Source organism: Pantoea eucrina (assembly GCF_002095385.1).
Lineage (GTDB): Bacteria > Pseudomonadota > Gammaproteobacteria > Enterobacterales > Enterobacteriaceae > Pantoea > Pantoea eucrina.
Genome location: NZ_MIPP01000004.1, coordinates 112,748 through 135,063 on the forward strand (window position 1 = coordinate 112,748; position 22,316 = coordinate 135,063).

At 56.2% G+C, this 22,316-nt stretch carries 20 protein-coding genes, 1 other RNA gene and 1 pseudogene; 14 read left to right on the top strand and 8 right to left on the bottom strand.

Annotation, left to right across the window (positions count from 1 at the left end):
- Positions 1-89: 89 nt before the first annotated feature.
- Positions 90-1,565: a SulP family inorganic anion transporter gene (locus tag HA43_RS03740; RefSeq protein ID WP_094111013.1), complete on the bottom strand. Its 1,476-nt coding sequence runs from the start codon at positions 1,563-1,565 to the stop codon at positions 90-92.
- A 931-nt stretch (positions 1,566-2,496) separates the two neighbouring features.
- Between HA43_RS03740 and HA43_RS03745 the strand changes: the two genes are divergently transcribed.
- Entirely contained in the window at positions 2,497-3,210 is a 714-nt protein-coding gene (locus HA43_RS03745) for a purine nucleoside phosphorylase YfiH/LACC1 family protein (protein ID WP_094111014.1), read from the top strand.
- A 143-nt stretch (positions 3,211-3,353) separates the two neighbouring features.
- On the opposite strand, the pseudogene idnO reads toward HA43_RS03745, so the two are convergent.
- From idnO to HA43_RS03760, 3 genes and pseudogenes are all read right to left on the bottom strand, one after another.
- Positions 3,354-4,117, bottom strand: a pseudogene (gene idnO, locus HA43_RS03750) (gluconate 5-dehydrogenase).
- A 9-nt stretch (positions 4,118-4,126) separates the two neighbouring features.
- Positions 4,127-5,158, bottom strand: a complete 1,032-nt coding sequence (idnD, locus tag HA43_RS03755) for an L-idonate 5-dehydrogenase (RefSeq protein WP_094111015.1) — start codon at positions 5,156-5,158, stop codon at positions 4,127-4,129.
- Between the two features lie 159 nt (positions 5,159-5,317).
- Positions 5,318-6,016, bottom strand: coding sequence for a response regulator (locus tag HA43_RS03760; RefSeq protein WP_039380492.1), 699 nt, complete (start codon positions 6,014-6,016; stop codon positions 5,318-5,320).
- A gap of 696 nt (positions 6,017-6,712) precedes the next feature.
- Between HA43_RS03760 and HA43_RS03765 the strand changes: the two genes are divergently transcribed.
- Entirely contained in the window at positions 6,713-8,710 is a 1,998-nt protein-coding gene (locus tag HA43_RS03765) for an NADPH-dependent 2,4-dienoyl-CoA reductase (RefSeq protein ID WP_094111016.1), read from the top strand.
- Here the strand turns inward: HA43_RS03765 and rlmG are convergent, their stop codons facing one another.
- Complete coding sequence (gene rlmG / locus HA43_RS03770) at positions 8,711-9,829, bottom strand: 23S rRNA (guanine(1835)-N(2))-methyltransferase RlmG (RefSeq protein ID WP_094111017.1); 1,119 nt, start codon at positions 9,827-9,829, stop codon at positions 8,711-8,713.
- Between the two features lie 82 nt (positions 9,830-9,911).
- Between rlmG and HA43_RS03775 the strand changes: the two genes are divergently transcribed.
- Positions 9,912-10,412 (top strand): M48 family metallopeptidase, encoded by a 501-nt coding sequence (locus HA43_RS03775; RefSeq protein ID WP_039380498.1) that lies wholly within the window; start codon positions 9,912-9,914, stop codon positions 10,410-10,412.
- Here the strand turns inward: HA43_RS03775 and HA43_RS03780 are convergent.
- Positions 10,409-12,097 (bottom strand): chloride channel protein, encoded by a 1,689-nt coding sequence (locus HA43_RS03780; RefSeq protein ID WP_094111018.1) that lies wholly within the window; start codon positions 12,095-12,097, stop codon positions 10,409-10,411. The two genes, HA43_RS03775 and HA43_RS03780, sit on opposite strands and share 4 nt — an antisense overlap.
- A 137-nt stretch (positions 12,098-12,234) precedes the next feature.
- Here HA43_RS03780 and HA43_RS03785 point away from each other — a divergent pair, with 137 nt between their 5' ends.
- The 11 genes from HA43_RS03785 to HA43_RS03835 all read left to right on the top strand — a co-directional run bounded on the left by HA43_RS03785 (position 12,235) and on the right by HA43_RS03835 (position 20,748).
- Positions 12,235-13,221 carry a Gfo/Idh/MocA family protein gene (locus tag HA43_RS03785; protein ID WP_039380502.1) on the top strand — a complete coding sequence of 329 codons (987 nt, stop codon included), beginning with the start codon at positions 12,235-12,237 and terminating at the stop codon, positions 13,219-13,221.
- 256 nt (positions 13,222-13,477) lie between these two features.
- Complete coding sequence (locus HA43_RS03790; RefSeq protein WP_094111034.1) at positions 13,478-14,446, top strand: TerC family protein; 969 nt, start codon at positions 13,478-13,480, stop codon at positions 14,444-14,446.
- Between the two features lie 229 nt (positions 14,447-14,675).
- Complete coding sequence (gene sstT / locus HA43_RS03795; RefSeq protein WP_094111019.1) at positions 14,676-15,911, top strand: serine/threonine transporter SstT; 1,236 nt, start codon at positions 14,676-14,678, stop codon at positions 15,909-15,911.
- A gap of 558 nt (positions 15,912-16,469) precedes the next feature.
- Positions 16,470-17,144: a DedA family protein gene (locus HA43_RS03800; protein ID WP_039380506.1), complete on the top strand. Its 675-nt coding sequence runs from the start codon at positions 16,470-16,472 to the stop codon at positions 17,142-17,144.
- Positions 17,144-17,512, top strand: coding sequence for an EnvZ/OmpR regulon moderator MzrA (mzrA, locus tag HA43_RS03805; RefSeq protein WP_094111020.1), 369 nt, complete (start codon positions 17,144-17,146; stop codon positions 17,510-17,512). Before HA43_RS03800 ends, mzrA begins: the two co-directional genes overlap by 1 nt.
- Positions 17,513-17,683: 171 nt before the next feature.
- The gene (locus tag HA43_RS03810; RefSeq protein ID WP_139239686.1) at positions 17,684-18,055 is read left to right on the top strand and encodes a DUF1090 domain-containing protein; all 372 of its coding nucleotides are present in this window, start codon (positions 17,684-17,686) and stop codon (positions 18,053-18,055) included.
- 35 nt (positions 18,056-18,090) lie between these two features.
- Complete coding sequence (locus HA43_RS03815) at positions 18,091-18,396, top strand: ElaB/YgaM/YqjD family protein (RefSeq protein ID WP_039380513.1); 306 nt, start codon at positions 18,091-18,093, stop codon at positions 18,394-18,396.
- A 1-nt stretch (position 18,397) separates the two neighbouring features.
- On the top strand, positions 18,398-18,796 hold the full coding sequence (locus tag HA43_RS03820; protein WP_039380515.1) for a phage holin family protein: 399 nt from the start codon (positions 18,398-18,400) through the stop codon (positions 18,794-18,796).
- Positions 18,793-19,080, top strand: coding sequence for a YqjK-like family protein (locus HA43_RS03825; protein ID WP_039380518.1), 288 nt, complete (start codon positions 18,793-18,795; stop codon positions 19,078-19,080). The genes HA43_RS03820 and HA43_RS03825 overlap by 4 nt, the downstream gene beginning before the upstream one ends.
- A 203-nt stretch (positions 19,081-19,283) precedes the next feature.
- Positions 19,284-19,694: a DoxX family protein gene (locus tag HA43_RS03830; protein WP_039380520.1), complete on the top strand. Its 411-nt coding sequence runs from the start codon at positions 19,284-19,286 to the stop codon at positions 19,692-19,694.
- Positions 19,695-19,773: 79 nt separating this feature from the next.
- Positions 19,774-20,748, top strand: coding sequence for a glutathione S-transferase family protein (locus HA43_RS03835; protein ID WP_094111021.1), 975 nt, complete (start codon positions 19,774-19,776; stop codon positions 20,746-20,748).
- Between the two features lie 271 nt (positions 20,749-21,019).
- Here HA43_RS03835 and rnpB read toward each other — a convergent pair.
- Together rnpB and rsmI are read right to left on the bottom strand one after the other, a co-directional pair.
- An RNA gene (gene rnpB / locus HA43_RS03840) (RNase P RNA component class A) lies at positions 21,020-21,396 on the bottom strand.
- A 33-nt stretch (positions 21,397-21,429) separates the two neighbouring features.
- On the bottom strand, positions 21,430-22,293 hold the full coding sequence (gene rsmI, locus HA43_RS03845) for a 16S rRNA (cytidine(1402)-2'-O)-methyltransferase (protein WP_039380525.1): 864 nt from the start codon (positions 22,291-22,293) through the stop codon (positions 21,430-21,432).
- Positions 22,294-22,316 lie beyond the last annotated feature (23 nt).

The following is a 22,316-nucleotide window of genomic DNA, read 5'->3' on the forward strand; positions in this document are numbered from 1 at the left end:
CCGGCCTGCAGACGTTCTGCCGCCGATTATGCCGCGCCCGAACAAAAACCGTCTACCCGTGATATCCGATTTTTGCCGGGCATAATCATTTACTTAACGGCTACCGGCCACTGGCTCAGCCGTATGCCCCGCTCCGGCGCATTTTCACCAAAGTCGCGCAGAACCGCTTTCACATCCGGATCGAGATATTCCGCGTTACCCTGCTCCACAATCACCAGGCTGTTTTCCGGAATTTCTGCCAGCACGCCCTGCAGCTTAGGGTTATGCATAAACGTCAGGTTCTGATGAAAGCGCAGCACATAGTGATCGTCATGGCGGGTGAGCTGCAGCGCATTGCGGTGGCTCTGATAGATGCTGCAGAGGATCTGCACGGCGATCCCGAGGAAAATACCGGCCAGCATCCCCAGCAGGATGATGCCGCCAATCGTGGCCAGAAAAGGCACCGACTGCGCCCACCCCATCCGGATCTGCTCAGCAAACAGGCGCGGCGTCGCCAGCTTGTAGCCGGTGTAAAGCAGCACAGCGGCCAGGCTGGCCAGCGGGATCGCGTTGAGCAGCGAACTGAACCACAGGCCGCAGACCAGCAGCAGGACGCCATGGATCAGAATTGAGAGTTTACTCTGTGCACCGACGCTGACGTTCACCGAACTGCGGACAATGACAGCGGTAATCGGCATTGCGCCCAGTAATCCTGCCGTTAAGTTACCTATTCCCTGCGCCACCATCTCTTTATCAGGCGAAGGAGCCGGATACTGCGGACGCAGTTTTTTCAGCGCCTCCTGGCTGAGCAGCGTCTCCAGGCTGGCGACCAGCGCCAGCGTAACCGCTACCACCCAGACGGCGGGATTCTGCCACGCCAGCCAGTCCGGCGTTTCCAGTTCAGCGGCCAGCGCGCTAAGGCTGTCAAACGCAGGCAGTACGATACGCGGTAACCCGTCGCCCAGCGCCGGAAAGAGCCGGTCTCCGGCGAAGGTTGCCATACAGCCAATCAGCACCGCCACCAGTGGACCGGGGATCCAGCTGAGCACCCTGACTGACTTAACCAGCGGCGTGGTCCAGAGCCAGAGCGTCAGCAGGCCCGCGGCTGCTACCCCAATAGCACTGGCTGAGAACGCGACATTGCCTGACATCAGCGCCCCCAGCCCGCCCTCTCCGGCTGCGCCCAGCGCCACAGGGATCTGCTGCATAATCAGCAAAATGCCGATTGCGGCCAGCATGCCTTTAATCACGCTGCCGGGCACCAGCGCGATAAACCGCCCGGCGCGCAGCAGGCCCAGCAGGCACTGCAGGACACCCGCCAGAATCAGCGCGGTCAGAAAAGCAGAAAAACTGCCCAGCGTCTGGATGGACGCCACCACAATCGTTACCAGCCCTGCTGCCGGGCCGCTGACCGCAAAGCGCGACGGACTCAGCGCGGTTACCAGCAGCCCGCCAATTACACCGGTAAGCAGACCGGCGAAAGGCGGCAGACCGCTGGCCTGAGCAATGCCCAGGCAAAGCGGCAGCGCCACCAGAAATACCACCAGCCCGGCCGGAATATCCTGCCGCAGTGTTTTAACGTTCATGGCACACGCTCCTCAGCTGATTGCGGTACAGATGACGCAGAGGGTATTTAACATAGCCTGAGCGGTGCTCATGACAGGGTAAAACGGCGCCGCGATATTTCACTGATAACGGTTTTTGTATCATCACAATCATCTTCTCTTTATGCCTGCGTATCTGATTTGCAGATAATAAATGCCCTCTGAGCAGGAGGCCGTAAACCTCCGCAGCGGAAACAAAGCAGCTTCACCTCACAAAAATTGGTTATAGCCGCTTAAGATTTAAGTTGCATCTTTATTATTTAACGCCGCGGGACGGCAGCCGTTTTGTAAAATAAAAGTCAGGAAAGGTAATTAATAAGTCAGTTTAAGCAAGCATATTTAAAAGAGGATAATTAGTTAAAGCGATTATATTTCAATGGATAAAAATCTATAAAAAATAACGCAAGAAGCTGGCTGACAAAAATATACATATTACCTGGCAGCAGCGTGCACCGCGCTGGCTAATAATCGCACTATAACCAGGATAGTTCTTAGTTATTAAAATTAATGCTTAGCGCAATAATCTGTATTATCCGGAAAACATCAAAATTATCCACTCATCGCTGGCGTAAAATCAGGTTATATATCATGAAATGCCGCCAGCGCCTGGCAGCTAACGCAAAATGTAAATATGCGTGGCTCTGACGGTAAAACGTAATCCCCTGCGCCGCCGGGTGTTTTTTCAGTGGTCAAATTATTTACCGTTCCACTCTTTTATGCAGTTACTCCGGCTCTGCGCGGCAATCTCAGCGCAGGCCATCGTGAAACACAGCGCTGTGATACGGGCAGCTATAAGCTGAACGCATGACGTTAGCCGTGATGAGAAAGATATCTGCCAGAGCGCTGTAAAAACGTACCGGTTAACGTAAGCTGTGCGCAGTCGCCGGTTACGTTCAGGTCACAGGAGAGAAGTATGGAGAGTAAAATCTGCGGTCCGCGTTCAGCGCTGCTGGATAGCCTGACATGGCTGGAGTATGCCTTTCAGCCTGCGGGTCTGCCTGCACCTGAGGCTGCCGCTTACGGACATCAGCGTCACAGCGCCCGCGTGGTGTTATCGGGACAAAACCGGCCGCCAAAAAGCTGTGAATCTGACGGTGTGATTGCTGAAGATAACCGTCCGGTAGCGGTTTATACTGCCGACTGCCTGCCGGTGCTGTTTGCCGATCCCGTGCAGCAGCAGGTGGCGGCGATCCATGCCGGGCTGAACGGCACGCTTAGCGGAATTCTGCAAAGCGCGCTGGATGTCCTGCTGGCACGCGGCGCGAGTATCGATACGCTTTGCGTCGCTATCGGTCCGGCCATTGGCCCCTGCTGTTATGAGCTGGGCGAGGATCGTATCCGCCAGATGCAGCAGCTCAGCGATCTGCCGCCGCTGCAGTGGACGCATCAGCAACCCGTGAATCCGCAGGCGGTACGTGCGCAGGCGCAGGCGCAGCAGCAGGGGGCGTGGTTCAGCCTGCCCGGGCTGGCGCGCAGCATCCTGCTAGAGCGCGGACTCGGGCCGGCACAGATTGATGCGGTCAACGTATGTACCTACTGTATGGCCGAGGCGGGATCCAGCTACCGGCGCAATACCCACTTCAGTAGTGGATACCAGTCGCGCTTTTCGTGGATCCGCCGTCGTTAATCGCTTTGCTGCCCTGTGAGCAGCCGGCCCGTGGATAAGCGCGCTAAGCGTCAGCAGAGCCGCGGCTCCAGGCGGCGAGATTGGCGCTTTCTTCTGAATCTCCACTGTTTAAAATGTTGCCAGGCAGGCTCTCGGGCCACGCACTACACGGCTACGCGCATACCGCCATCGACAAACAGCAGATGTCCGTTAACGAAATCTGAGGCGGCAGAGGCCAGAAAGATGGCGGCACCAATCAGCTCTTCCGGCTTACCCCAGCGCGCAGCAGGCGTACGCTTAGTCAGCCAGCCGGTAAACGCGGGATCGTCAGCCAGCGGCTGCGTCATCTCGGTGACAAAGTAGCCCGGCGCAATCGCATTAACCTGAATGTTGTAGCGCGCCAGCTCGACGCACATTCCCCGCGTCAGCATGGTGACCGCCCCTTTAGAGGCCGCATATGGCGTGATGGTGTCGCGGCCCAGCTCACTCTGCATTGAACCGATATTGATAATTTTGCCGCGCTGGCGCGTTACCATCTGCTGCGCCACTTTTTGCGAGACAAAAAACACGGCGGTCTGGTTTACCGCAATTACGTCGTGCCAGTCCTGTTCAGGAAACTCCAGAAAAGGCCGCCGACGCTGGATGCCGGCGTTATTTACCAGAATATCGATGGCGCCCCACTGTGCTTCAATTTCATCGATCGCCTGATGCACCGCGCCGGAATCGGTTACGTCAAACGCTTTGGCCCGGGCGACGATCCCCTGCTCACGCAGGCGACGGCGGCGCGCTCTGCCCCTTCAGCTGTGGTCGCGTTAATAATCACTTCGGCGCCGGCTTCACCCAGGCCCTGCGCCAGCAGAAACCCGATACCGCGTGCTGAACCGGTCAGCAGTACACGCTTGCCGGCCAGAGAAAAGAGTGCGTTCATAGTATCTCCCTAAAAAGTCAGCTGAACTTTTGCCGCGCGGGTTTTATCGCTGGCAAACTGCAGCGCCGCATCGATATCCTGAAGCGGGTATTCCCCGCTGTAGAGCGGCAGCGGGTTGATAACGCCCTGCGCCAGCCACTCAACTGCCGTATTAAATTCATGCGTAAAACGGAACGATCCCGTCAGATTTATCTCTTTGGCAATCAGCGTCATCAGGGGGAAATCAGGAAATGCGCCGCCCATTCCTACCTGCACCACCGTGCCTCTGGCACACACAACTTCCAGGCAGCTCTGCAGTGACGCCGGATGGCCGGACGCTTCAAACGCAACATCGAAGTAGCCCTTATCCGCCATCCAGCCGGTGAAATCGCCGCTTGCCGCGTTAACTATTTGCGTGGCACCCATTTGCTGCGCCATCTCCAGCGAACGTTCACTGATATCGCTGCAGACAACCTCTGCAGCACCACGCGCCTGCGCGGCAGCGGCAATCAGACAGCCAATTGGCCCGGTGCCGGAGATAAAGATACGCTTACCGGTAAGATCGCCAGCCTGATGCGTGGCGTGAATGCAGACCGCGAGCGGCTCAGCAAACACCATCACCTTTTCATCGGCATCCTGTGGAAAAGGCACGCACTGGCTGCTCGCCACCACTTTGTGCCGGGTAAATCCGCCATCGACGTGCGGGACATACATTGCACTGCCAAAAAAGCGCATGGCGGTACACTGGTTCTCCTGCTGGCGCTGACAATATTTGCATTCACCGCAGGGTTTAGCTGGATTGACAGCCACTTTTTGCTGCGGCTGCAGGCGGGGATCGTCGCTTTCAATGACGTAACCAATCACTTCATGCCCGAGTATCATGGGCATTTGCAGCGCAAAGCTGCCCACTTTTCCCTCCTGGTAGTAGTGCAGATCGGAGCCGCAGATTCCGCCGCGCGTAATGCGCACCAGCGTGCCGGAGCCATCCCATTGCACCTGCTGCTGTGCGACACTGACCTGCTTTTTGCCGGTAATAACGCAGGATTGCGTTTCAATATTCATGTTTATCCTGTGAGTCTGATAATGTGACGACTATAAAAACGGGTTAAACAGGATAAAACTGTGATGAACATCACTCAGAACGATGTTACAGAAAAGATGTTACCGGGAACGTGAACTGGCTATCAGGTTGCTGCGCTCGGGCGCGGCCGCCCTGCGCGATTACCGGGCTGACAGCAGCTCCCGGCTATATTTAAATAGTTCCGAATCTGAACGGACGCCGAGCTTTTTCAGCGCCGACTGCTTCTGTCCGCTTACCGTCTTCCGGCTTCGTCTGAACTTGGCCGCAATCTGTGAAACGCTCATGCCATCAAGAAAGCAGCGGATCACTTCTGCTTCACGCGGACTTAATAATCTTATTTTTTCGTGAAGAACCGGCTTACAGCTGATACAGAAATCATCGTCCGCCTTTTTTCCGGAAATGGCATACAGCGTCTGGATCTCTTCAGCAAGGTGCGTGGCTAAAAACAGGTTATTCTCAGCAACGGATCTGACCGCCGCCAGTACCTCTTCAAAGGGATGGCTTTTACCGATAAACCCGTTTACGCCGGCCCGGAGTACCATTCTTGCTACCGCCGGGCTTTCGGCAGAGGTTAAAACCAGCATTTTCTGCATCGGATAGTGATTACGTATTTGCTTTATTAGCGTCAGGCCATCAATTTCACGCTCGCCCAGCAGGAAATCCAGAATCAGAACATCAACACTGTGCGTACTTAACGCGCTGAAAAGCTCGCTGCCGGAAGACCAGGCAGCAACAAGGTGAATATCGGGATGGTTTTTCAGACATAGCTCAAAAACCAGACGAATCATAGGATGACCGTCAAGAACAGCAATACGGACTGGCTGAGTGTTTAAATCCAATCTGCCTCTCCTCTAAAAGTATATGACAGGTAAAAGGGCTATATCGTTTAACCTTTTCAGTTAACTCAGTGGTAATAGCAGGAAAATCACCTTCACAATGTGATTATTCAGGTAATTATATGAAACCGATAAATAAAAAATTATTAAGATATGGAATTAACTGCTTCACAAATAAAATAAAGAATAATCCATCCAGAAAAAAAGGCACCCCGGCTGCTGGCTGCCGCTAACTGTGCGGGCTGGCGCGCAATAAATATATCACTCATCCGATCGCACCATTCAGCTGCGCGCTATGATTAACAAGCATCATTAATAACATTAAAATAGCGGTTAAAATGATAAATTCTCTGTCTGACTCTATCTGAAGACTTATTTCCAGATTACTTTCCCGCTATAATATTTAAAACTCAGGCGATTTGCGATGAACACAGGTTGCCGCGGTCTAATAATTACCCGGCGTTTCCGGAAAAAGGAATCCATGATGATATATAAAAAGTGCTAAGTCATTAGCCCTGTACTCTGGCCCTTTCAGGGCGCGCCGGTCCTTCCCGTGCGTAACGAAGACAAGCTGATACTTCGTACGTAACCTGCCGCCCTGCTTTTTTTGACGTCTCTCACAAGCTCAGCGTCCCCCTCTTCCATCATGCGCGATTACCGTTAGAGTTAACTCATCCGACCACTTTCGAGTACCCGATCATGATCGAGCACTACCCCTGCTTATTTACGCCTCTCGATCTGGGATTTACCCGGTTAAAAAATCGTTTTCTGATGGGCTCAATGCATACCGGACTGGAGGAGCACCCTGACGGGGCGGAGCGACTGGCCGCTTTTTATGCTGAGCGCGCACGCGAGGGCGTGGCGCTAATTGTAACCGGCGGCGTCGCGCCGAATGCGCAGGGTGTGGTGGCACAGGGTGGTGCGATGCTGACCGATGAAAGTCAGTGCGGCTGGCATCGTCAGATCACGACGGCGGTCCATGCGCAGGGCGGAAAAATCGCGCTGCAGATACTGCATGCCGGACGCTACAGCTATCAGCGTGCGCTGGTAGGCCCTTCCGCACTCCAGGCGCCTATCAATCCTTTTACTCCGCATGCGCTGAGCGAAGCAGAAATTGAACAGACGATTGCCGATTTTGCCCGCTGCGCCCGTCTGGCACAGCAGGCGGGCTATGATGGCGTAGAGATCATGGGCTCCGAGGGGTATCTGATTAATCAGTTTCTGACGGCGCAGACTAACCAGCGCACTGACGCCTGGGGAGGCGATGTGCAGCGCCGGCAGCGCTTCGCCCGTGAAGTGACGCAGGCGGTACGCCACGCCACAGGCGAAGACTTTATTGTTATTTTCCGGCTGTCGCTGCTCGACCTGGTGCAGCACGGCAGCACGCTGGATGAAACGCTGATGCTGGCTGAAGCGCTGGAAGCGTGTGGCGTGACGCTGTTCAACAGCGGTATTGGCTGGCATGAAGCGCGCATCCCGACGATAGCCACCTGTGTCCCGCGAGCCGGCTTTGCCTGGGTAACCCGCCACCTGCGCGAACGCGTATCCGTGCCGGTAATTGCCACCAACCGGATCAACCACCCTGACGTGGCTGAAGCCCTGCTGCGCGACGGGACTGCTGATATGGTTTCAATGGCACGGCCGTTTCTGGCGGATGCCGCGTTTGTCTCCAAAACGGCGCAGGGTCAGCCTGAAGCTATCAATACCTGTATTGCGTGTAATCAGGCGTGCCTCGATCAGATTTTTGCAGGCAACGTGACATCCTGCCTGGTCAATCCGCGCGCCTGCCACGAAACCCTGATGCCGGTTGTGCCAGCCACGCAGCCGAAGCAGCTGGCTGTGGTTGGCGCCGGTCCGGCAGGCATGGCTTTTGCCCTGCAGGCGGCTCAGCGCGGGCATAAGGTAACGCTCTATGAAGCGGAGGCGGAGATTGGCGGGCAGTTTGGTATCGCCCGACAGATCCCGGGTAAAGAGGAGTTTAGCGAAACCCTGCGCTACTTCCGCCATCAGCTTGCGGCAGCGAAGGTGACGCTGCGGCTTAACCACCGGGTCTGTGCCGAAGAGCTGACAGACGCGGATGAAATTATCATCGCTACCGGCGTAACGTCGCGTCAGCTCTCTATTCCCGGCATCGATCATGCCAGCGTGATCGGCTATCTGGATCTTCTGCGCCATAAAAAACCGGTGGGTCAGCGCATCGCCATTATCGGCGCAGGCGGCATCGGTTTTGATACGGCCGCCTATTTACTCCATTCATCAGAGGATTTTTACCAGCGCTGGGGAATCGATCGGACGCTGCAGGCGCGCGGCGGCGTTGTTCCTGCCCGGCCCCCCTCTCCCGGCCGGCAAATCTGGCTGCTGCAGCGTAAAGGCGGGAAGCCCGGAGCGGGCCTGGCGAAAACCACCGGCTGGATCCACCGCACCAGCCTGCAGGCGCACGGCGTAGAGATGTGGGGAGATGTGGAATATCTGCGCATTGACGATGCAGGGCTGCATCTGCGTCACCAGGGTAAACCGGTCACGCTGGCCGTGGATAATATTGTGGTTTGCGCCGGTCAGGAGCCGCTGCGCCTGCTGGCTGACGAGCTTGCCGCACGCGGCAAACCGGTGCGGGTGATCGGCGGCGCAGATGTGGCGCAGGAGCTGGACGCGCGGCGGGCTATTGCACAGGCTACCGCGCTGGCGCTGAGTCTGTGATCAGCGCAGTTTGACCGCGCGCAGCACCACAAACTTGGCGCTGGACGCCACCAGTTCGCAGTTACCAAACAGCTTCTTCATCTTCTGGTGATAGCCGAGGTGCCGGTTGCCCACGATGCGCAGCTCACCGCCATACTGCAGGCAACGCTTTGCGTCGCGCAGCATCTGCCACGCCAGGTGATCGGTAACCGCATGCTGCTGGTGGAACGGCGGATTGCACAACACCGCATGCAGCCGGTCGGAGGGAAAGCCGCTCAGCACATTATTAACGCGGAACTGACTGCGCGACAGATCCTGCGGGCGGTTAACCCTGACGTTCAGCTCGCTGGAGGCGACCGCCATATAAGATTCATCATAAAACAGTACCTCAGCCTGCGGATTCTGCTCCAGTGCCATTAAGCCAATCACGCCGTTGCCGCAGCCGAGATCCATGATTTCGCCTTCAATATTGTGTGGCAAATGCTGCATAAACAGCCGCGCGCCAATATCCAGCGAAGTGCGTGAAAAGACGTTGGCGTGGTTATGGATCTGGTAAGGCGTCTCATCGAGTGGCCAGACGGTAGTGTCCGCCGCCTCAGCCAGCGCCGGGGCGCTGTAACGGCTGTAGATCAGACGCGCTTTTTTCCAGGCCAGCGACGTTTTACTCTCACCCAGAATTCGCTCAAACAGCTGCAGGGTGGAGTTATGAATATCTTTTGCTTTGGCTGCCGCCAGAATCAGCGTCTCTGGCGTGGCCACGCTGCGCAGCGCACGCAGCTGATGCTCCAGCAGCGCCAGCGCTTTGGGAATTTTGATTAAGACAGCAGCAGGCGCCGCAGGCAGCGCGCTCAGGCTGTCAATAAAGTGAATGCGATCGTCAGACAAACCATTTAAGCGCAGATTCTGTCTGGCTGCCTGCTGGCTCAGCCAGGAGTCGCTGACGTGCCAGATCTCCCGATCCTGCAGGCCACAGGTTAATGCCCCAAAGCTGTCATTGAACACCAGCACCGGACCTTCCGGCAGCGTCTGCTGCAGCAGATATTCATCGGCAGCATCCCACGCCTGTAACGGGCTCTCTTCGCGCATCGGCGGAAAGCGCTCCAGCGTAAGGGTGCTATGGGTCAGTTCAAGTTGGCTCATGGGATCTCCGGCGTGGTACACTTTGCGCAATTTTCGCCCTGAAAAGGGGGGCGCAGTATACTGTCTTTCGTCAGGAATCCCAATGTCATTAATTTATCTGCAGGGTTACCCTGAAAATATCCTCGAACAGGTGCAAATGCTGATTGATCATCAGCGATTAGGCGCGTTCCTGCAGCAGCGCTATCCCGAGACGCATGATGTGGTCAGCGATCGCGCGCTGTATGACTACACGCAGGCGATAAAAAATCGCTATATGCGCAGCGCACCTCCGGTAAGCAAAATCCTCTGGGATAATAAAATCAAAGTGATGAAGCATGCGCTGGGGCTGCACACGGCCATTTCCCGCGTACAGGGCGGCAACCTGAAAGCTAAAGCGGAGATCCGCATCTCCACCTTTTTCCGCCTTGCTCCTGAGCCTTTCCTGCGCATGATTGTGGTGCACGAACTCGCCCACCTCAAAGAGAAAGATCACAGCAAAGCGTTCTATCAGCTCTGCTGCCATATGGAGCCTGACTATCATCAGCTGGAATTTGACGCGCGCCTGTGGATGACCGATCAGGCGATGCGCGGCAACGCAGCTTAAAGAAACTCCTGTGCTTTCTGAATCAGACTGGTTTTGGTCAGGGCGCCCATAAAACGACGCTCCTGCGGATTATTCAGCACCGGCAGCCGCTCGAGCGTCACGCGTGAAAATGCCTCCCACCCTTCGCGCATGCTCTGTCCCTGAAAAATGCAGGGAAAGTTGCTATCCATGACGGTGCTGACCGGCGAGTCCAGAGTGATCTCCTGCGCCAGTACCTTGCGCGAGATCTCGTGAATGGAGACCACGCCCAGAAACTGCCCCGCCTGATTCAGTACGTAAACATAGCGTTCACGCTTCAGCGAGCTGACCGCCAGCGCCTGTCCGACCGACTCTTCCGGCTGCAGCGCTGCACCGGGAATAATCAGCTGGTCGACACGCATATGGTCAAAATCATACCAGGCTTCAGAACGGCTCAGGTGATGGCTGACCACCGGATAGGTGCTGGCGGACTGCAGGCGGTAGACCACCATTGAAGCCAGGACCGAGGCGATCATCAGCGGAAACAGCAGGCTGCTGTTAAGCGTCATCTCCAGTACCATCAGCATCGCCATCAGCGGAGCCTGACTGACAGCGGCCAGCACGGCGGCCATGCCTATTGCTGCATAGAGCAGCGTATCGCCCACCGGCAGCTGCAGCGCGGCTGCGCTCTGCGCCAGAATCACCCCGAGCAGGGCGCCAATCAGCAGCGAGGGCGTAAACAGTCCGCCGACGGCATTTGAGCCTACGGAGAGGGTTGTCGCCAGGGTTTTGAGCAGCAGCAGCAGCAGCAGTCCGGTGATGACATAGTGCCCCTCAATGATCTTCACAATCACTTCATAGCCGTTGCCGAGAATATCCGTGGAGAGCAGCGCCAGCAGGCCGACAGCGACGCCTCCTGCGCCAAGCCGCAGCGGCAGCGATCGCACGCGGCTGAATAGCCGCCGGCTGCGGCCAATCAGCGCGATCAGCAGCCAGCCGGCAACGCCTGCTATCAGACCAATCAGCACTGTCATCAGCAGGCTCACTCCATCCATCTGAAACAGCGTATCGGCAAGCGGATAAAGCGCATTGCGAAAACCCAGCGCCCACATGGTCATCACCGCCACCGCAGAGGCGACAATCAGCGGGATCAGTCGCTGCAGGGCTGAAATACCAAAAGCAATTTCAGCAACAAAGATCGCCGAGGCAAGTGGCGCGTGGTAAACCGAGGAGAGGCCCGCTGCTGCCGCCATGGCGACAATGTCGCTGTTGCGCAGATTGAGCGATGCCGGCAGCCAGCGTCCCAGCAGACTGCCGCTGAGCGCTGAGAGCTGTACCATCGGCCCCTCTTTACCGATTGAAGCGCCGCTGCCAATGCTGGCGATTGAAGAGAGCGCGCGAAACAGTGAGGTGCGCGTCGGCACGGCATCCAGCCTGGCGTTAATCACTTCCAGGTAGTCTGTTTTTACCGTTTGCTGCTGCTCAATTGCGACGGCATAGCGCAGGAACCAGCCCGCCAGTACGCCGCCGCCGCCCACCAGCAGCGGCCAGAAGATCCACGGCCAGACGTGCATCGCCACGGTGATCTCATGGTCACTGTTAAACAGCAGCTGGTTAATCACATCGATAATGCCACGAAACGCCAGCGTCACCAGCGAGGCCATCAGCCCCACCGGAATGGCGATCAGCAGCGTGGTCCAGTTTAATGCATGTTTGCTTCCGCTCACCCGGCTCTCCCGTTCGCAGGCTTTCAGACACAGGGGCTCACTATATTGGAATGCGGATCGCAGGATCAAATAGTGCCGGCAGGTTTCCTGCCGCCGCGTGCTACCCTGCGGCTTTATTTTGTCAGGAGAGCAGACCTGTGATTCGCTTTGCCATTGTCGGCACCAACTGGATTACCCGTCAGTTTATTGACGCAGCACATGAGAGCGGCAGGTTTACGCTCAGCGCAGTCTATTCACGCAGCCAGCAGCAGGCTGACGCCTTTGCCGCAGATTACGCCTGTCCGCTCACGTTCACCTCACTGGAGGCTCTGGCGGCATGCCAGGATATCGACGCGGTCTATATCGCCAGCCCGAATGCACTGCACTGCGAACAGGCGCTGCTGTTTATGTCTCACGGTAAGCATGTGATCTGCGAGAAACCGCTGGCCTCCACGCTGCGTGAAGCCGAAGCGATGATCGCCTGCGCTCAACAGCATCAGGTTGTGCTGTTTGAAGCCTTTAAAACCGCCAGCCTGCCTAATTTTCTGCAGCTGCAGCGCACCCTGCCGCAGCTGGGCACGCTGCGTAAGGCGCTGTTCAGCTACTGTCAGTACTCTTCCCGTTACCCGCGCTATCTTGCCGGTGAAAACCCGAATACGTTTGACCCGCGCTGGTCCAATGGCTCCATCATGGATATCGGCTATTACTGCCTCGCTGCTGCCGTCACGCTGTGGGGTGCGCCACAGCGCGTCACGGCTGAAGCCACGCTGCTGGCGAGCGGCACAGATGCGCACGGCACCGTGATACTTCACTATGGCGAGTTCGACGTCACTCTGCTGCACTCCAAAGTCAGCAACTCCGCTATTCCGAGCGAAATTCAGGGAGAGGAGGGTTCGCTGCTTATTGAGAAACTGGCAGAGTGCCAGCAGCTGCGGCTACTGCCACGCAGCGGTGTTGAGCAGAATCTGACGCAGCCGCAGCACAGCAATACGATGCGCTATGAAGCAGAGGTGTTTGCCAGTCTGGTGGAAACGCAGCAGACCGCACACCCTGGCCTCGAAATTTCGCGGCTGACAGCAGCGCTGCTGACCACCATCCGCCAGCAGACCGGCGTGATATTTCCCGCCGATCGCCAGGAAGTGTAAATATTGCTAAATATGACTGGTCCTGCATTGCATCGGAGTGCGGCTGCGCTATTTTTTTCTAAGCAAAGGGGAGTAACTTGTCAGCTGATTGATCGTCATTACGATGTGTAGCGCATCCGGTCGTCAGGCAACCCGGAAGTGATTCTGTGTTGTAAGTGAGACCTTGCCGGAAGGCGAGGAGCGCTTGCAGCGTAATGAAAGCGGCTTACGTCTTCTGACGGAGCCGTTTTTTTTAACTTTCGCACAGGACACCATTATGCAATCGATAGGCACACCGTTACTCTGGGGCAGCTTTACCGTTGTTGTGCTGATTATGCTGGCGATCGATCTGCTGCTGCAGGGCCGGCGCGGCGCACAAACTATGTCGTTCAGACAGGCGGCTATCTGGTCGCTGATCTGGGTTTCCGTTTCACTGCTGTTTGCTGCCGCTTTCTGGTGGTATCTCGATACGCACGCCGGGCGCGAGGTTGCCACTACGCAGACGCTCGCTTTCCTGACCGGATACGTGCTGGAAAAAGCGCTGGCGGTGGATAACGTCTTTGTCTGGCTGATGCTGTTCAGCTACTTTGCTATTCCGCCCCAGCTGCAGCGGCGCGTCCTGATTTACGGCGTGCTGGGTGCCATTGTCTTGCGTACCATCATGATCTTTGCCGGCAGCTGGCTGGTCATGCAGTTCAGCTGGATCCTCTATATTTTCGGCGCGTTTCTGCTGTTTACCGGCATTAAGATGGCGCTGGCGCGCGAGGATGACACGGCCGTGGGTGATAAGCCGGTGGTGCGCTGGCTGCGTCAGCATCTGCGCATGACCGATTCGCTGGAGGGTGAGAAATTTTTTATTCGCCGTAACGGCGTACTGTTTGCCACCCCGCTGCTGCTGGTTCTGATTATGGTCGAGCTCAGCGATGTGATTTTTGCTGTCGACAGTATTCCGGCTATTTTTGCGGTAACCACCGATCCCTTAATTGTGCTGACCTCTAACCTGTTTGCCATACTCGGCCTGCGCGCCATGTATTTCCTGCTGTCGAATGTGGCTGAGCGCTTCTCTATGCTGAAATATGGGCTGGCTATCGTGCTGGTGTTTATCGGCATCAAAATGCTCATCGTCGAGTTTTACCACATTCCGGTCGCTGTCTCACTCAGCGTGGTGGGCATTATTCTGGGTGGAACGCTGCTGATCAACGCCTGGGTTAACCGGCGAAATGACCGCCGGCGCATCTCGCCATAATCTTCTGCAGGGGCGTAAATCGCCCCTGCTTTATTTCGCCTCAATGAAACTTTCCCTTTTTTATCTCTGTCACACTTCCTCTGTTTAGCAGATTGAAAAATCGATCCCGCACGCAAAGCCGGAATTATCGCTTTTCTCACCAGCACTTTTCCTTATACTCCGCCGGGCAAACCCTCTGGCGCGGAATAAACGCGCACCACACTCATGACCGATAGTAAAAGATCACGATATGCAAAATAACCTTTCCAGAGTGGCAGGCGTGCTGTTTAAAGGCAGCCTGGTCAAACAAATCATGGTAGGCCTGGTCGCTGGCGTAGCGCTGGCGTGGCTGTCGCGCGATGCCGCATTAGCCGCCGGCCTGCTGGGTGAACTCTTTGTCCGGGCACTGAAAGCCGTCGCGCCGCTGCTGGTTCTGGTGCTGGTCATCGCGTCCATTGCTAACCATCAGCAGGGACAGAAAACCAATATCCGTCCCATCATTATGCTTTATCTGCTCAGTACCCTGTTTGCCGCGATGATCGCGGTGATTTTCAGCCACCTCTTTCCGCAGACGCTGTCACTCGTTGCTGGCGATACGACAATCACGCCACCTTCCGGGATCACCGAGGTGCTGCATGGCCTGCTGATGAGCATGGTGGCTAATCCGTTCGAAGCGCTGATGAACGCGAACTACATCGGCATTCTGGTCTGGGCGCTGGGCCTTGGCCTTGCATTTCGTCATGCCAGTCCCGGCACCAAAGATTTTTTAAATGACGCCTCACACGCGGCAACCTGGGTCGTACGCTGTGTGATCCGCTGCGCGCCACTGGGCATCTTTGGCCTGGTCGCCTCCATTCTGGCCTCTACCGGCTTTGGGGCGCTGTGGGAATATGGCAGCCTGCTGGTCCTGCTGATTGGCTGCATGCTGTTCATGGCACTGATTGTGAACCCGCTGCTGGTGTATCAGAAAATCCGGCGTAATCCCTATCCACTGGTATTTACCTGCATTCGTGAAAGCGGCGTGACGGCTTTCTTTACCCGCAGCTCGGCCGCCAATATCCCGGTGAACATGGCGCTGGCAAAACGACTCAACCTTGATGAAGACACCTACTCCGTATCAATTCCGCTGGGTGCGACCATCAGCATGGCGGGCGCATCTATTACGATTACCGTACTGACGCTGGCTGCGGTGCATACGCTGGGCATCAATGTCGATGTACCGACAGCGATTCTGCTAAGCCTGGTTGCCACGCTGTGCGCCTGTGGTGCCTCCGGCGTAGCGGGTGGCTCATTGCTGTTAATCCCGGTGGCCTGCAATATGTTCGGCATTCCTAACGACCTGGCCATGCAGGTGGTGGCCGTTGGGTTTATTATCGGTGTGCTGCAGGATTCAGCAGAAACGGCCCTGAATTCCTCAACCGACATTCTGTTTACTGCGGCTGTCTGCCAGGCAGAAGCAGAACGCCAGCCCGGCACCGCGACCTGACCTCTCCTCTGCGGCGCACACTGTGCGCCGCGCGCTTTCATAGCCGCTGTGCTGCCATCCTTCCCTTCTGCCTCATGTAACAAACTGCTGCCATAAACTGGCAATGTTGCCATATCTGGAAAATACTAAGCGGTGGCGGCGCAACGTTACGCTAAATCACACGGCTTCTGCCCGTAACTGCAACTTGTTTGCCGCAGGCCGGCGAATCAAGCCGAACAGCGTAAAAACGGCCACGTTTGTACATTCTGAACCTGCAGACGGGGTCAGATAATCTGCAATAGTGTCAGCTCGTGTAAAGCTCCTTTTACTCCTGGCAGCAAAGGGTAAAACTCCACTACAACGGACATAATGCACTGTCTGAATTGGGAAGTATTTGTTACAGTTATCGCCCTTTTTTTACCATTTGCGACAAGGGCGTCAGAAAGTCGCTGATTTAACACGCATAGCCGCATGGATACGGACCCCTGCTCAGGTGGCATACCCAAAATGTATAACTCACCTCTGCCTGCGCTTTAGCCCCTGATGGGCTCGTTTAACAATGATGTTCGGGAAAGATTGATGGATATTTTGAAAGCACTGCTGCATGCCCTGTGGCAGCAGGATTATGAGATGCTCTCTGACCCCACGCTGGTGTGGGCGATCTACGGCTTACTGTTCATGATCCTGTTTCTTGAAAATGGCCTGCTTCCTGCCGCCTTCCTGCCCGGTGACAGCCTGCTGATCCTTGTCGGCGTGCTGATTGCCAAAGGCACAATGAGTTTTCCCCTGACGCTGCTGGTTCTCACCACAGGTGCCAGCCTCGGCTGCTGGGTAAGTTATATCCAGGGGCGATGGCTGGGTAATACCCCTACCGTACAGAAATGGCTTTCGCACCTGCCGGCACAATACCACCAGCGCGCCCACAGCCTGTTCCATCGTCACGGTCTCTCTGCCCTGTTGATTGGGCGCTTTATTGCGTTTGTACGCACGCTGCTGCCCACCATTGCAGGGTTATCTGGTTTGAGTAATGCGCGCTTTCAGTTCTTTAACTGGATGAGTGGCTTCCTGTGGGTATTGATCCTGACCGTACTTGGCTTTGCACTGGGCAAAACACCGCTGTTTCGCCGTTATGAAGATGAGCTGATGTTTTTTCTGATGATGCTGCCGCTGGCGCTGCTGGTCATCGGCCTGATCGGCTCGCTGGTCGTACTGTGGCGTAAGCGTCAGGCAGGACAAAACGGGAAAGCGCAGTAATGAAAACAGGACGTCTCTTTACCCGACCGCTGCTGCCGTGGCTGTGCGGCGGCCTGCTGCTGCTGCTCGCGGCCGGGGCTGCTCCACTGCTGTGGCAACATGAAACCGTGGTACAAATTCGCGTGGCGCATAGCGGCACCAATCTGCCGGATGGCTTTTATCTTTATCAGCAGCTCTCTGCCCAGGGCGTGCGCATTAAAAGTATTACGCCAGCAGGAGATGCGCTGGTGATCCACTTTGAAGATGAAGAACAGAGTCTGGCGGCGCAGAAGGTATTACGCCGCTTATTACCACAGGGTTTTGTTGTGGCCGCTGGCCCGCAGGCCTCACAGCAACCGCGCGACGCCAATCCCCCGACCTACAGCTAATCCGATCGTCTGACCTGCGGTCAGACGATACTTTTTCTCCGCTATCTCTTCGTCTTTTTTGAATTTTTGCCCCGGCTGACTATGCTTAACGTTAGCACAAGCCGACGCGACGCCGGGATACGCTCCTGTCTGGCAGGCGGCAGTTCATCAACAATGGAAGGTGTGAACGTGATGAAACAACTTCTTCTGGGTGCCATGCTTATCTCCTGCTCTGGCTCTCTGCTGGCGGCAGAGTCGCTGTGTCAGCAAAAAGAGCGCGATATCCGGCACGAGATTGCTATGGCAAAACAACATGATAATCAGCGCCGGGTAAACGGACTGGAACGGGCGCTGACAGAAGTTCGCGCCAGCTGCAGCGATCGGCAGCTGAAATCAGCGCACTCAGAACGTCTGAAGTCGCAGCAGAACAAGGTGGCCGAGCGCGAGCAGGAGCTGCAGAAAGCGCGCGACGACAGGGATGACAAAGACAAAATTGAAAAACGTGAACGCAAGCTGGATGAGGCACGACAGGAGCTGAAAAAGCTTGCTGCAGAGCCTTACTAATCGGACATAAATAATTGAAGTAATGGAGAACTCTCATGGCTAAAGACACCACATCTGAACATCTGCGCGCCGAACTGAAAAATCTGGCCGACACCCTGGAAGAAGTATTAAGCAGCTCTGCAGACAAATCCCGCAGCGAGCTGGATCGCCTGCGTCATAAAGCGCGCGGCGCACTGGAAAGTTCACGCGAGCGTCTGGGTGATTCCGGTGAGCGTATTGCCAAATCCACGCGTGAAGCCGCAGAGAAAGCGGAAGACTATGTGCGTGAGAACCCGTGGCACGGCGTTGGCGTTGGCGCAGCCGTGGGCGTGCTGATTGGCATTCTGATTTCGCGTCGTTGATATGAACGATTCTCAGCAAAGCCACGGCCCGGGCAAAGGGGTCTTTAACATCGGTCAGCGCGTGGTAACTACGCTGGTCAGTATGGTCGAGACGCGTGTCCGGCTGGCCGTTGTCGAGCTGGAAGAAGAGAAAGCCAATCTGATCCAGATGCTGATCATGATTGGCCTGACCATGCTGTTTACGGCATTTGGGCTGATGAGTCTGATGGTGTTGATCATCTGGGCGGTTGACGCGCAATACCGGCTGATGGCGATCGGAGTGACCACAGGCGTACTGTTTTTGCTTGCGCTGATTTTCGGTCTGTGGACGCTGCGTAAATCGCGTCAGTCGACGCTGCTGCGTCATACCCGTAAAGAGCTCGATTCCGATCGTAAACTACTGGAGGAGGACCGCTCATGAGCAGTCGCCATGAACGCGAAGCCCGCATTCATGAACTCCTTAATACGGTTCAGCAGCAGCGGCTCGATTTAAGCGCAGCAGGACGTGACTGGCTGGAAAATACAGCCCGCTATGACCGCGGCTGGCTGACGCTGGTAAGCTGTCGCCGCTATCTGGCGATAGGAAGCAGCGCGCTGGCTATCTGGTCAGTACGCAGCCCTAACCGGCTGTTGCGCCTCGTTAAACGTGGCTTCGGCCTGTGGAGCACCTGGCGTATGATTAAATCATCCATGCCGGGGCGCTAACCGCTCTATAAAAAACCGGACCAGCAGGTCCGGTTTTTTTTCGTCAGAATTCCTGAATAACTTCGACAGTTTATCTTGCTTACAACCCTTTCGCGCCGCGATTATTATCTCTCTCCATCAGCCCGGTGAACGTTTATCTGCGTTGCAGCGGGAAATTAACGGACAGGTTTTCAGCCTGCCACAAAATTACGCTGGAGTAGATGATGAAAAAATTCGAAGATGCAGGACTGTTAGCCGCGCGTGTACTGATGACTATTCTGTTTATTACGGCCGGCTGGGGCAAAATTACCGCTTATGCCGGCACTGAGCAGTATATGCAGGCCATGGGCGTGCCGGGCTTTATGCTGCCGCTGGTGATCCTGCTGGAACTGGGTGGCGGCCTGGCTATTCTGTTTGGTTTCCTGACGCGCTTTACCGCGCTGTTTACCGCAGGCTTTACTCTGCTGACCGCATTTCTGTTTCACAGCAACTTTGCAGAAGGCGTAAACCAGCTGATGTTTATGAAAAACCTCAGCATTGCTGGCGGTTTCCTGGTTCTGGGTCTGGTGGGACCAGGCGCCTGGAGTATTGATCGTCTGATCCGCCAGCGCATGGCGCCCGCCGCCGCCCGTTAAGCGCGCAGGTAGCTTACAGCAGATATACTGAATACAGGGGCAGAGGATCATCCTCGCCCCTTTTTTCTATGGAGGGCATATGGGACAGCTGATTGAGGGTGTCTGGCACGATACCTGGTACGATACAAAGTCAACCGGAGGGCGTTTCAAACGCTCAGAGTCAGCGTGGCGTAACTGGATCACGCCTGATGGCAGCGCCGGCCCTGACGGTAAGTCCGGCTTTGCAGCAGAGCGCGATCGCTACCATCTGTACGTTTCACTTGCCTGCCCGTGGGCGCATCGCACGCTGCTGATGCGCAAGCTTAAAGGGCTGGAAGAGATGATATCGGTTTCCGTGGTTCATCCGCTGATGCTGGAGAACGGCTGGACGTTTGATGACAGCTTTCCGGAGGCAACCGGCGACACGCTGTATCAGCATGAATTTCTCTACCAGCTCTATCTGCATGCCGATCCGCACTACAGCGGCCGCGTGACCGTACCGGTGCTGTGGGACAAGCAGCAGCACACCATTGTCAGCAATGAGTCGGCCGACATTATCCGCATGCTCAACAGCGCCTTTGATGCACAGGGCGCACGAGCCGGCGACTACTATCCTGCCGATCTGCGCGATAAGATCGATGAACTTAACGGCTGGATTTACGATACGGTCAATAATGGCGTCTATAAGAGCGGTTTTGCTACCTCTCAGGCCGCTTACGATGAAGCCGTTACCGCCCTGTTTCATTCACTGACGCGGCTGGAGCAGATCCTGGGACAGCATCGCTATCTCACCGGCGATCGCCTGACTGAAGCCGATCTGCGCCTGTGGACCACGCTGGTACGCTTTGACCCGGTGTATGTTACTCACTTCAAGTGCGACAGGCACCGCATTAGTGACTATCGCAATCTGAATGGCTTTCTGCGCGATATTTACCAGATGCCCGGTATTGCAGAGACGGTGAATCTGCCGCAGATCCGCCATCATTATTACTGCAGCCATAAAACCATCAACCCGAACGGCGTGATTTCACTCGGTCCGGCATTTGACTGGGATGAACCCCACGGCCGCGGTTAATCGGATGTAAAACGGGCGCCATTAATGGCGCCCCTGGCCGCAAACAACCGCGAACCGAATACCTGCATACGAAACGGGCGCCATTAATGGCGCCCCTACGCATAACCGTAGGGGGCGCATTCTTGCGCCCCGGGGTGTTTAGATGTAGGGGACGCATTCATGCGTCCCTGGCTGAATCCATGCGCCCCTGGCCGCAGAGAGAAACGGAAATACCTGCACTCGCGGCTCACAAAACAAAAAGCCCCGCCGGGGCGGGGCTTTTCATTTGAAAAGTCGAAACTGACCGATAAGCCGGGTTCTGTCGTGGACAGTCATTCATCTAGGCCAGCAATCGCTCACTGGCTCAAGCAGCCTACCCGGGTTCAGTACGGGCCGTACCATGTGAACCCCTATTTGGCCTTGCTCCGGGTGGAGTTTACCGTGCCACGGACTGTTGCCAGCCGCGCGGTGCGCTCTTACCGCACCCTTTCACCCTTACCTGATCCCGTTTCCGGGCCATCGGCGGTTTGCTCTCTGTTGCACTGGTCGTAGGCTTGCGCCCCCCAGGCGTTACCTGGCACCCTGCCCTGTGGAGCCCGGACTTTCCTCCCCTCTGCCTGTCTCCCCCGAAAGGGACGACGACAAAGCGGCGACTGTCTGGTCAGCTTCGGCGCAGGATAATAGGCGATCTGACCACGTTTGTCACTCTTCTTGCTGCGCCAGCGCATATTTATACAGCGCATTTTTTTTCACGCCGTGGATCTCCGCGGTCAGCGCAGCGGCTTTTTTCAGCGGCAGCTCCGCCTGCAGCAGCGCCAGCGTACGCAACGCCTCGGCTGGCAGCGCCTCCTCATCTGCCTTATGTCCCTCAACAATCAGCACCATCTCGCCCTTGCGCCGGTTCTCATCTTCCCGCACCCAGGCAAGCAGCTCTCCCACCGGCGCGCCATAGATCGACTCCCAGGTTTTGGTCAGCTCGCGCGCCAGTACCACATAGCGCGCTGCGCCCCATACGGCTGCCATATCCTGCAGCGTATCCAGCAGTCGGTGGGTCGACTCATAAAACACCAGCGTACGCGGCTCTTCGCTCAGCGCACGCAGTGCATCGCAGCGCCCTTTGCTTTTCGCCGGCAGAAACCCCTCGTAACAGAATCGATCGGACGGTAATCCCGCCGCGCTTAATGCTGCAATGGCTGCACAGGCGCCCGGCAGCGGCACAACGCGCACGCCCGCCTCGCGGCAGCGACGCACCAGATGGTAGCCCGGATCGTTGATCAGCGGCGTGCCGGCATCGGAGACCAGGGCGATACTCTGCCCCTCCTGTAGCTTCGCCAGCAGCACATCCGCTTTCTGCTGTTCGTTATGATCGTGAAGTGCGAACAGTCGCGCATTGATGGCGAAATGTTGTAGCAACAGCCCGGTATGACGTGTATCTTCCGCTGCAACGAGATCGACGCTCGCCAGCACCGTCAGCGCACGCTGTGTGATATCACCCAGGTTACCGATCGGGGTAGGAACGATATAGAGCGTACTGGCAGAAATCTCTGCCCGATCGAGTTGTTTCATTGTCTCATCCGAATTGCCGATTT

Excerpts from the sequence above, each read along its gene's own strand:
- HA43_RS03775 (WP_039380498.1), top strand. The coding sequence starts at position 9,912 with ATGTCATTAATTTATCTGCAGGGTTACCCTGAAAATATCCTCGAACAG.
- HA43_RS03810 (WP_139239686.1), top strand. The coding sequence starts at position 17,684 with ATGAAACAACTTCTTCTGGGTGCCATGCTTATCTCCTGCTCTGGCTCT.
- HA43_RS03815 (WP_039380513.1), top strand. The coding sequence starts at position 18,091 with ATGGCTAAAGACACCACATCTGAACATCTGCGCGCCGAACTGAAAAAT.
- sstT (WP_094111019.1), top strand. The coding sequence starts at position 14,676 with ATGCAAAATAACCTTTCCAGAGTGGCAGGCGTGCTGTTTAAAGGCAGC.
- HA43_RS03790 (WP_094111034.1), top strand. The coding sequence starts at position 13,478 with ATGCAATCGATAGGCACACCGTTACTCTGGGGCAGCTTTACCGTTGTT.
- HA43_RS03740 (WP_094111013.1), bottom strand. The coding sequence starts at position 1,565 with ATGAACGTTAAAACACTGCGGCAGGATATTCCGGCCGGGCTGGTGGTA.
- HA43_RS03835 (WP_094111021.1), top strand. The coding sequence starts at position 19,774 with ATGGGACAGCTGATTGAGGGTGTCTGGCACGATACCTGGTACGATACA.
- rlmG (WP_094111017.1), bottom strand. The coding sequence starts at position 9,829 with ATGAGCCAACTTGAACTGACCCATAGCACCCTTACGCTGGAGCGCTTT.
- HA43_RS03765 (WP_094111016.1), top strand. The coding sequence starts at position 6,713 with ATGATCGAGCACTACCCCTGCTTATTTACGCCTCTCGATCTGGGATTT.
- rsmI (WP_039380525.1), bottom strand. The coding sequence starts at position 22,293 with ATGAAACAACTCGATCGGGCAGAGATTTCTGCCAGTACGCTCTATATC.
- mzrA (WP_094111020.1), top strand. The coding sequence starts at position 17,144 with ATGAAAACAGGACGTCTCTTTACCCGACCGCTGCTGCCGTGGCTGTGC.
- HA43_RS03820 (WP_039380515.1), top strand. The coding sequence starts at position 18,398 with ATGAACGATTCTCAGCAAAGCCACGGCCCGGGCAAAGGGGTCTTTAAC.
- HA43_RS03825 (WP_039380518.1), top strand. The coding sequence starts at position 18,793 with ATGAGCAGTCGCCATGAACGCGAAGCCCGCATTCATGAACTCCTTAAT.
- HA43_RS03830 (WP_039380520.1), top strand. The coding sequence starts at position 19,284 with ATGAAAAAATTCGAAGATGCAGGACTGTTAGCCGCGCGTGTACTGATG.
- idnD (WP_094111015.1), bottom strand. The coding sequence starts at position 5,158 with ATGAATATTGAAACGCAATCCTGCGTTATTACCGGCAAAAAGCAGGTC.
- HA43_RS03745 (WP_094111014.1), top strand. The coding sequence starts at position 2,497 with ATGGAGAGTAAAATCTGCGGTCCGCGTTCAGCGCTGCTGGATAGCCTG.
- HA43_RS03800 (WP_039380506.1), top strand. The coding sequence starts at position 16,470 with ATGGATATTTTGAAAGCACTGCTGCATGCCCTGTGGCAGCAGGATTAT.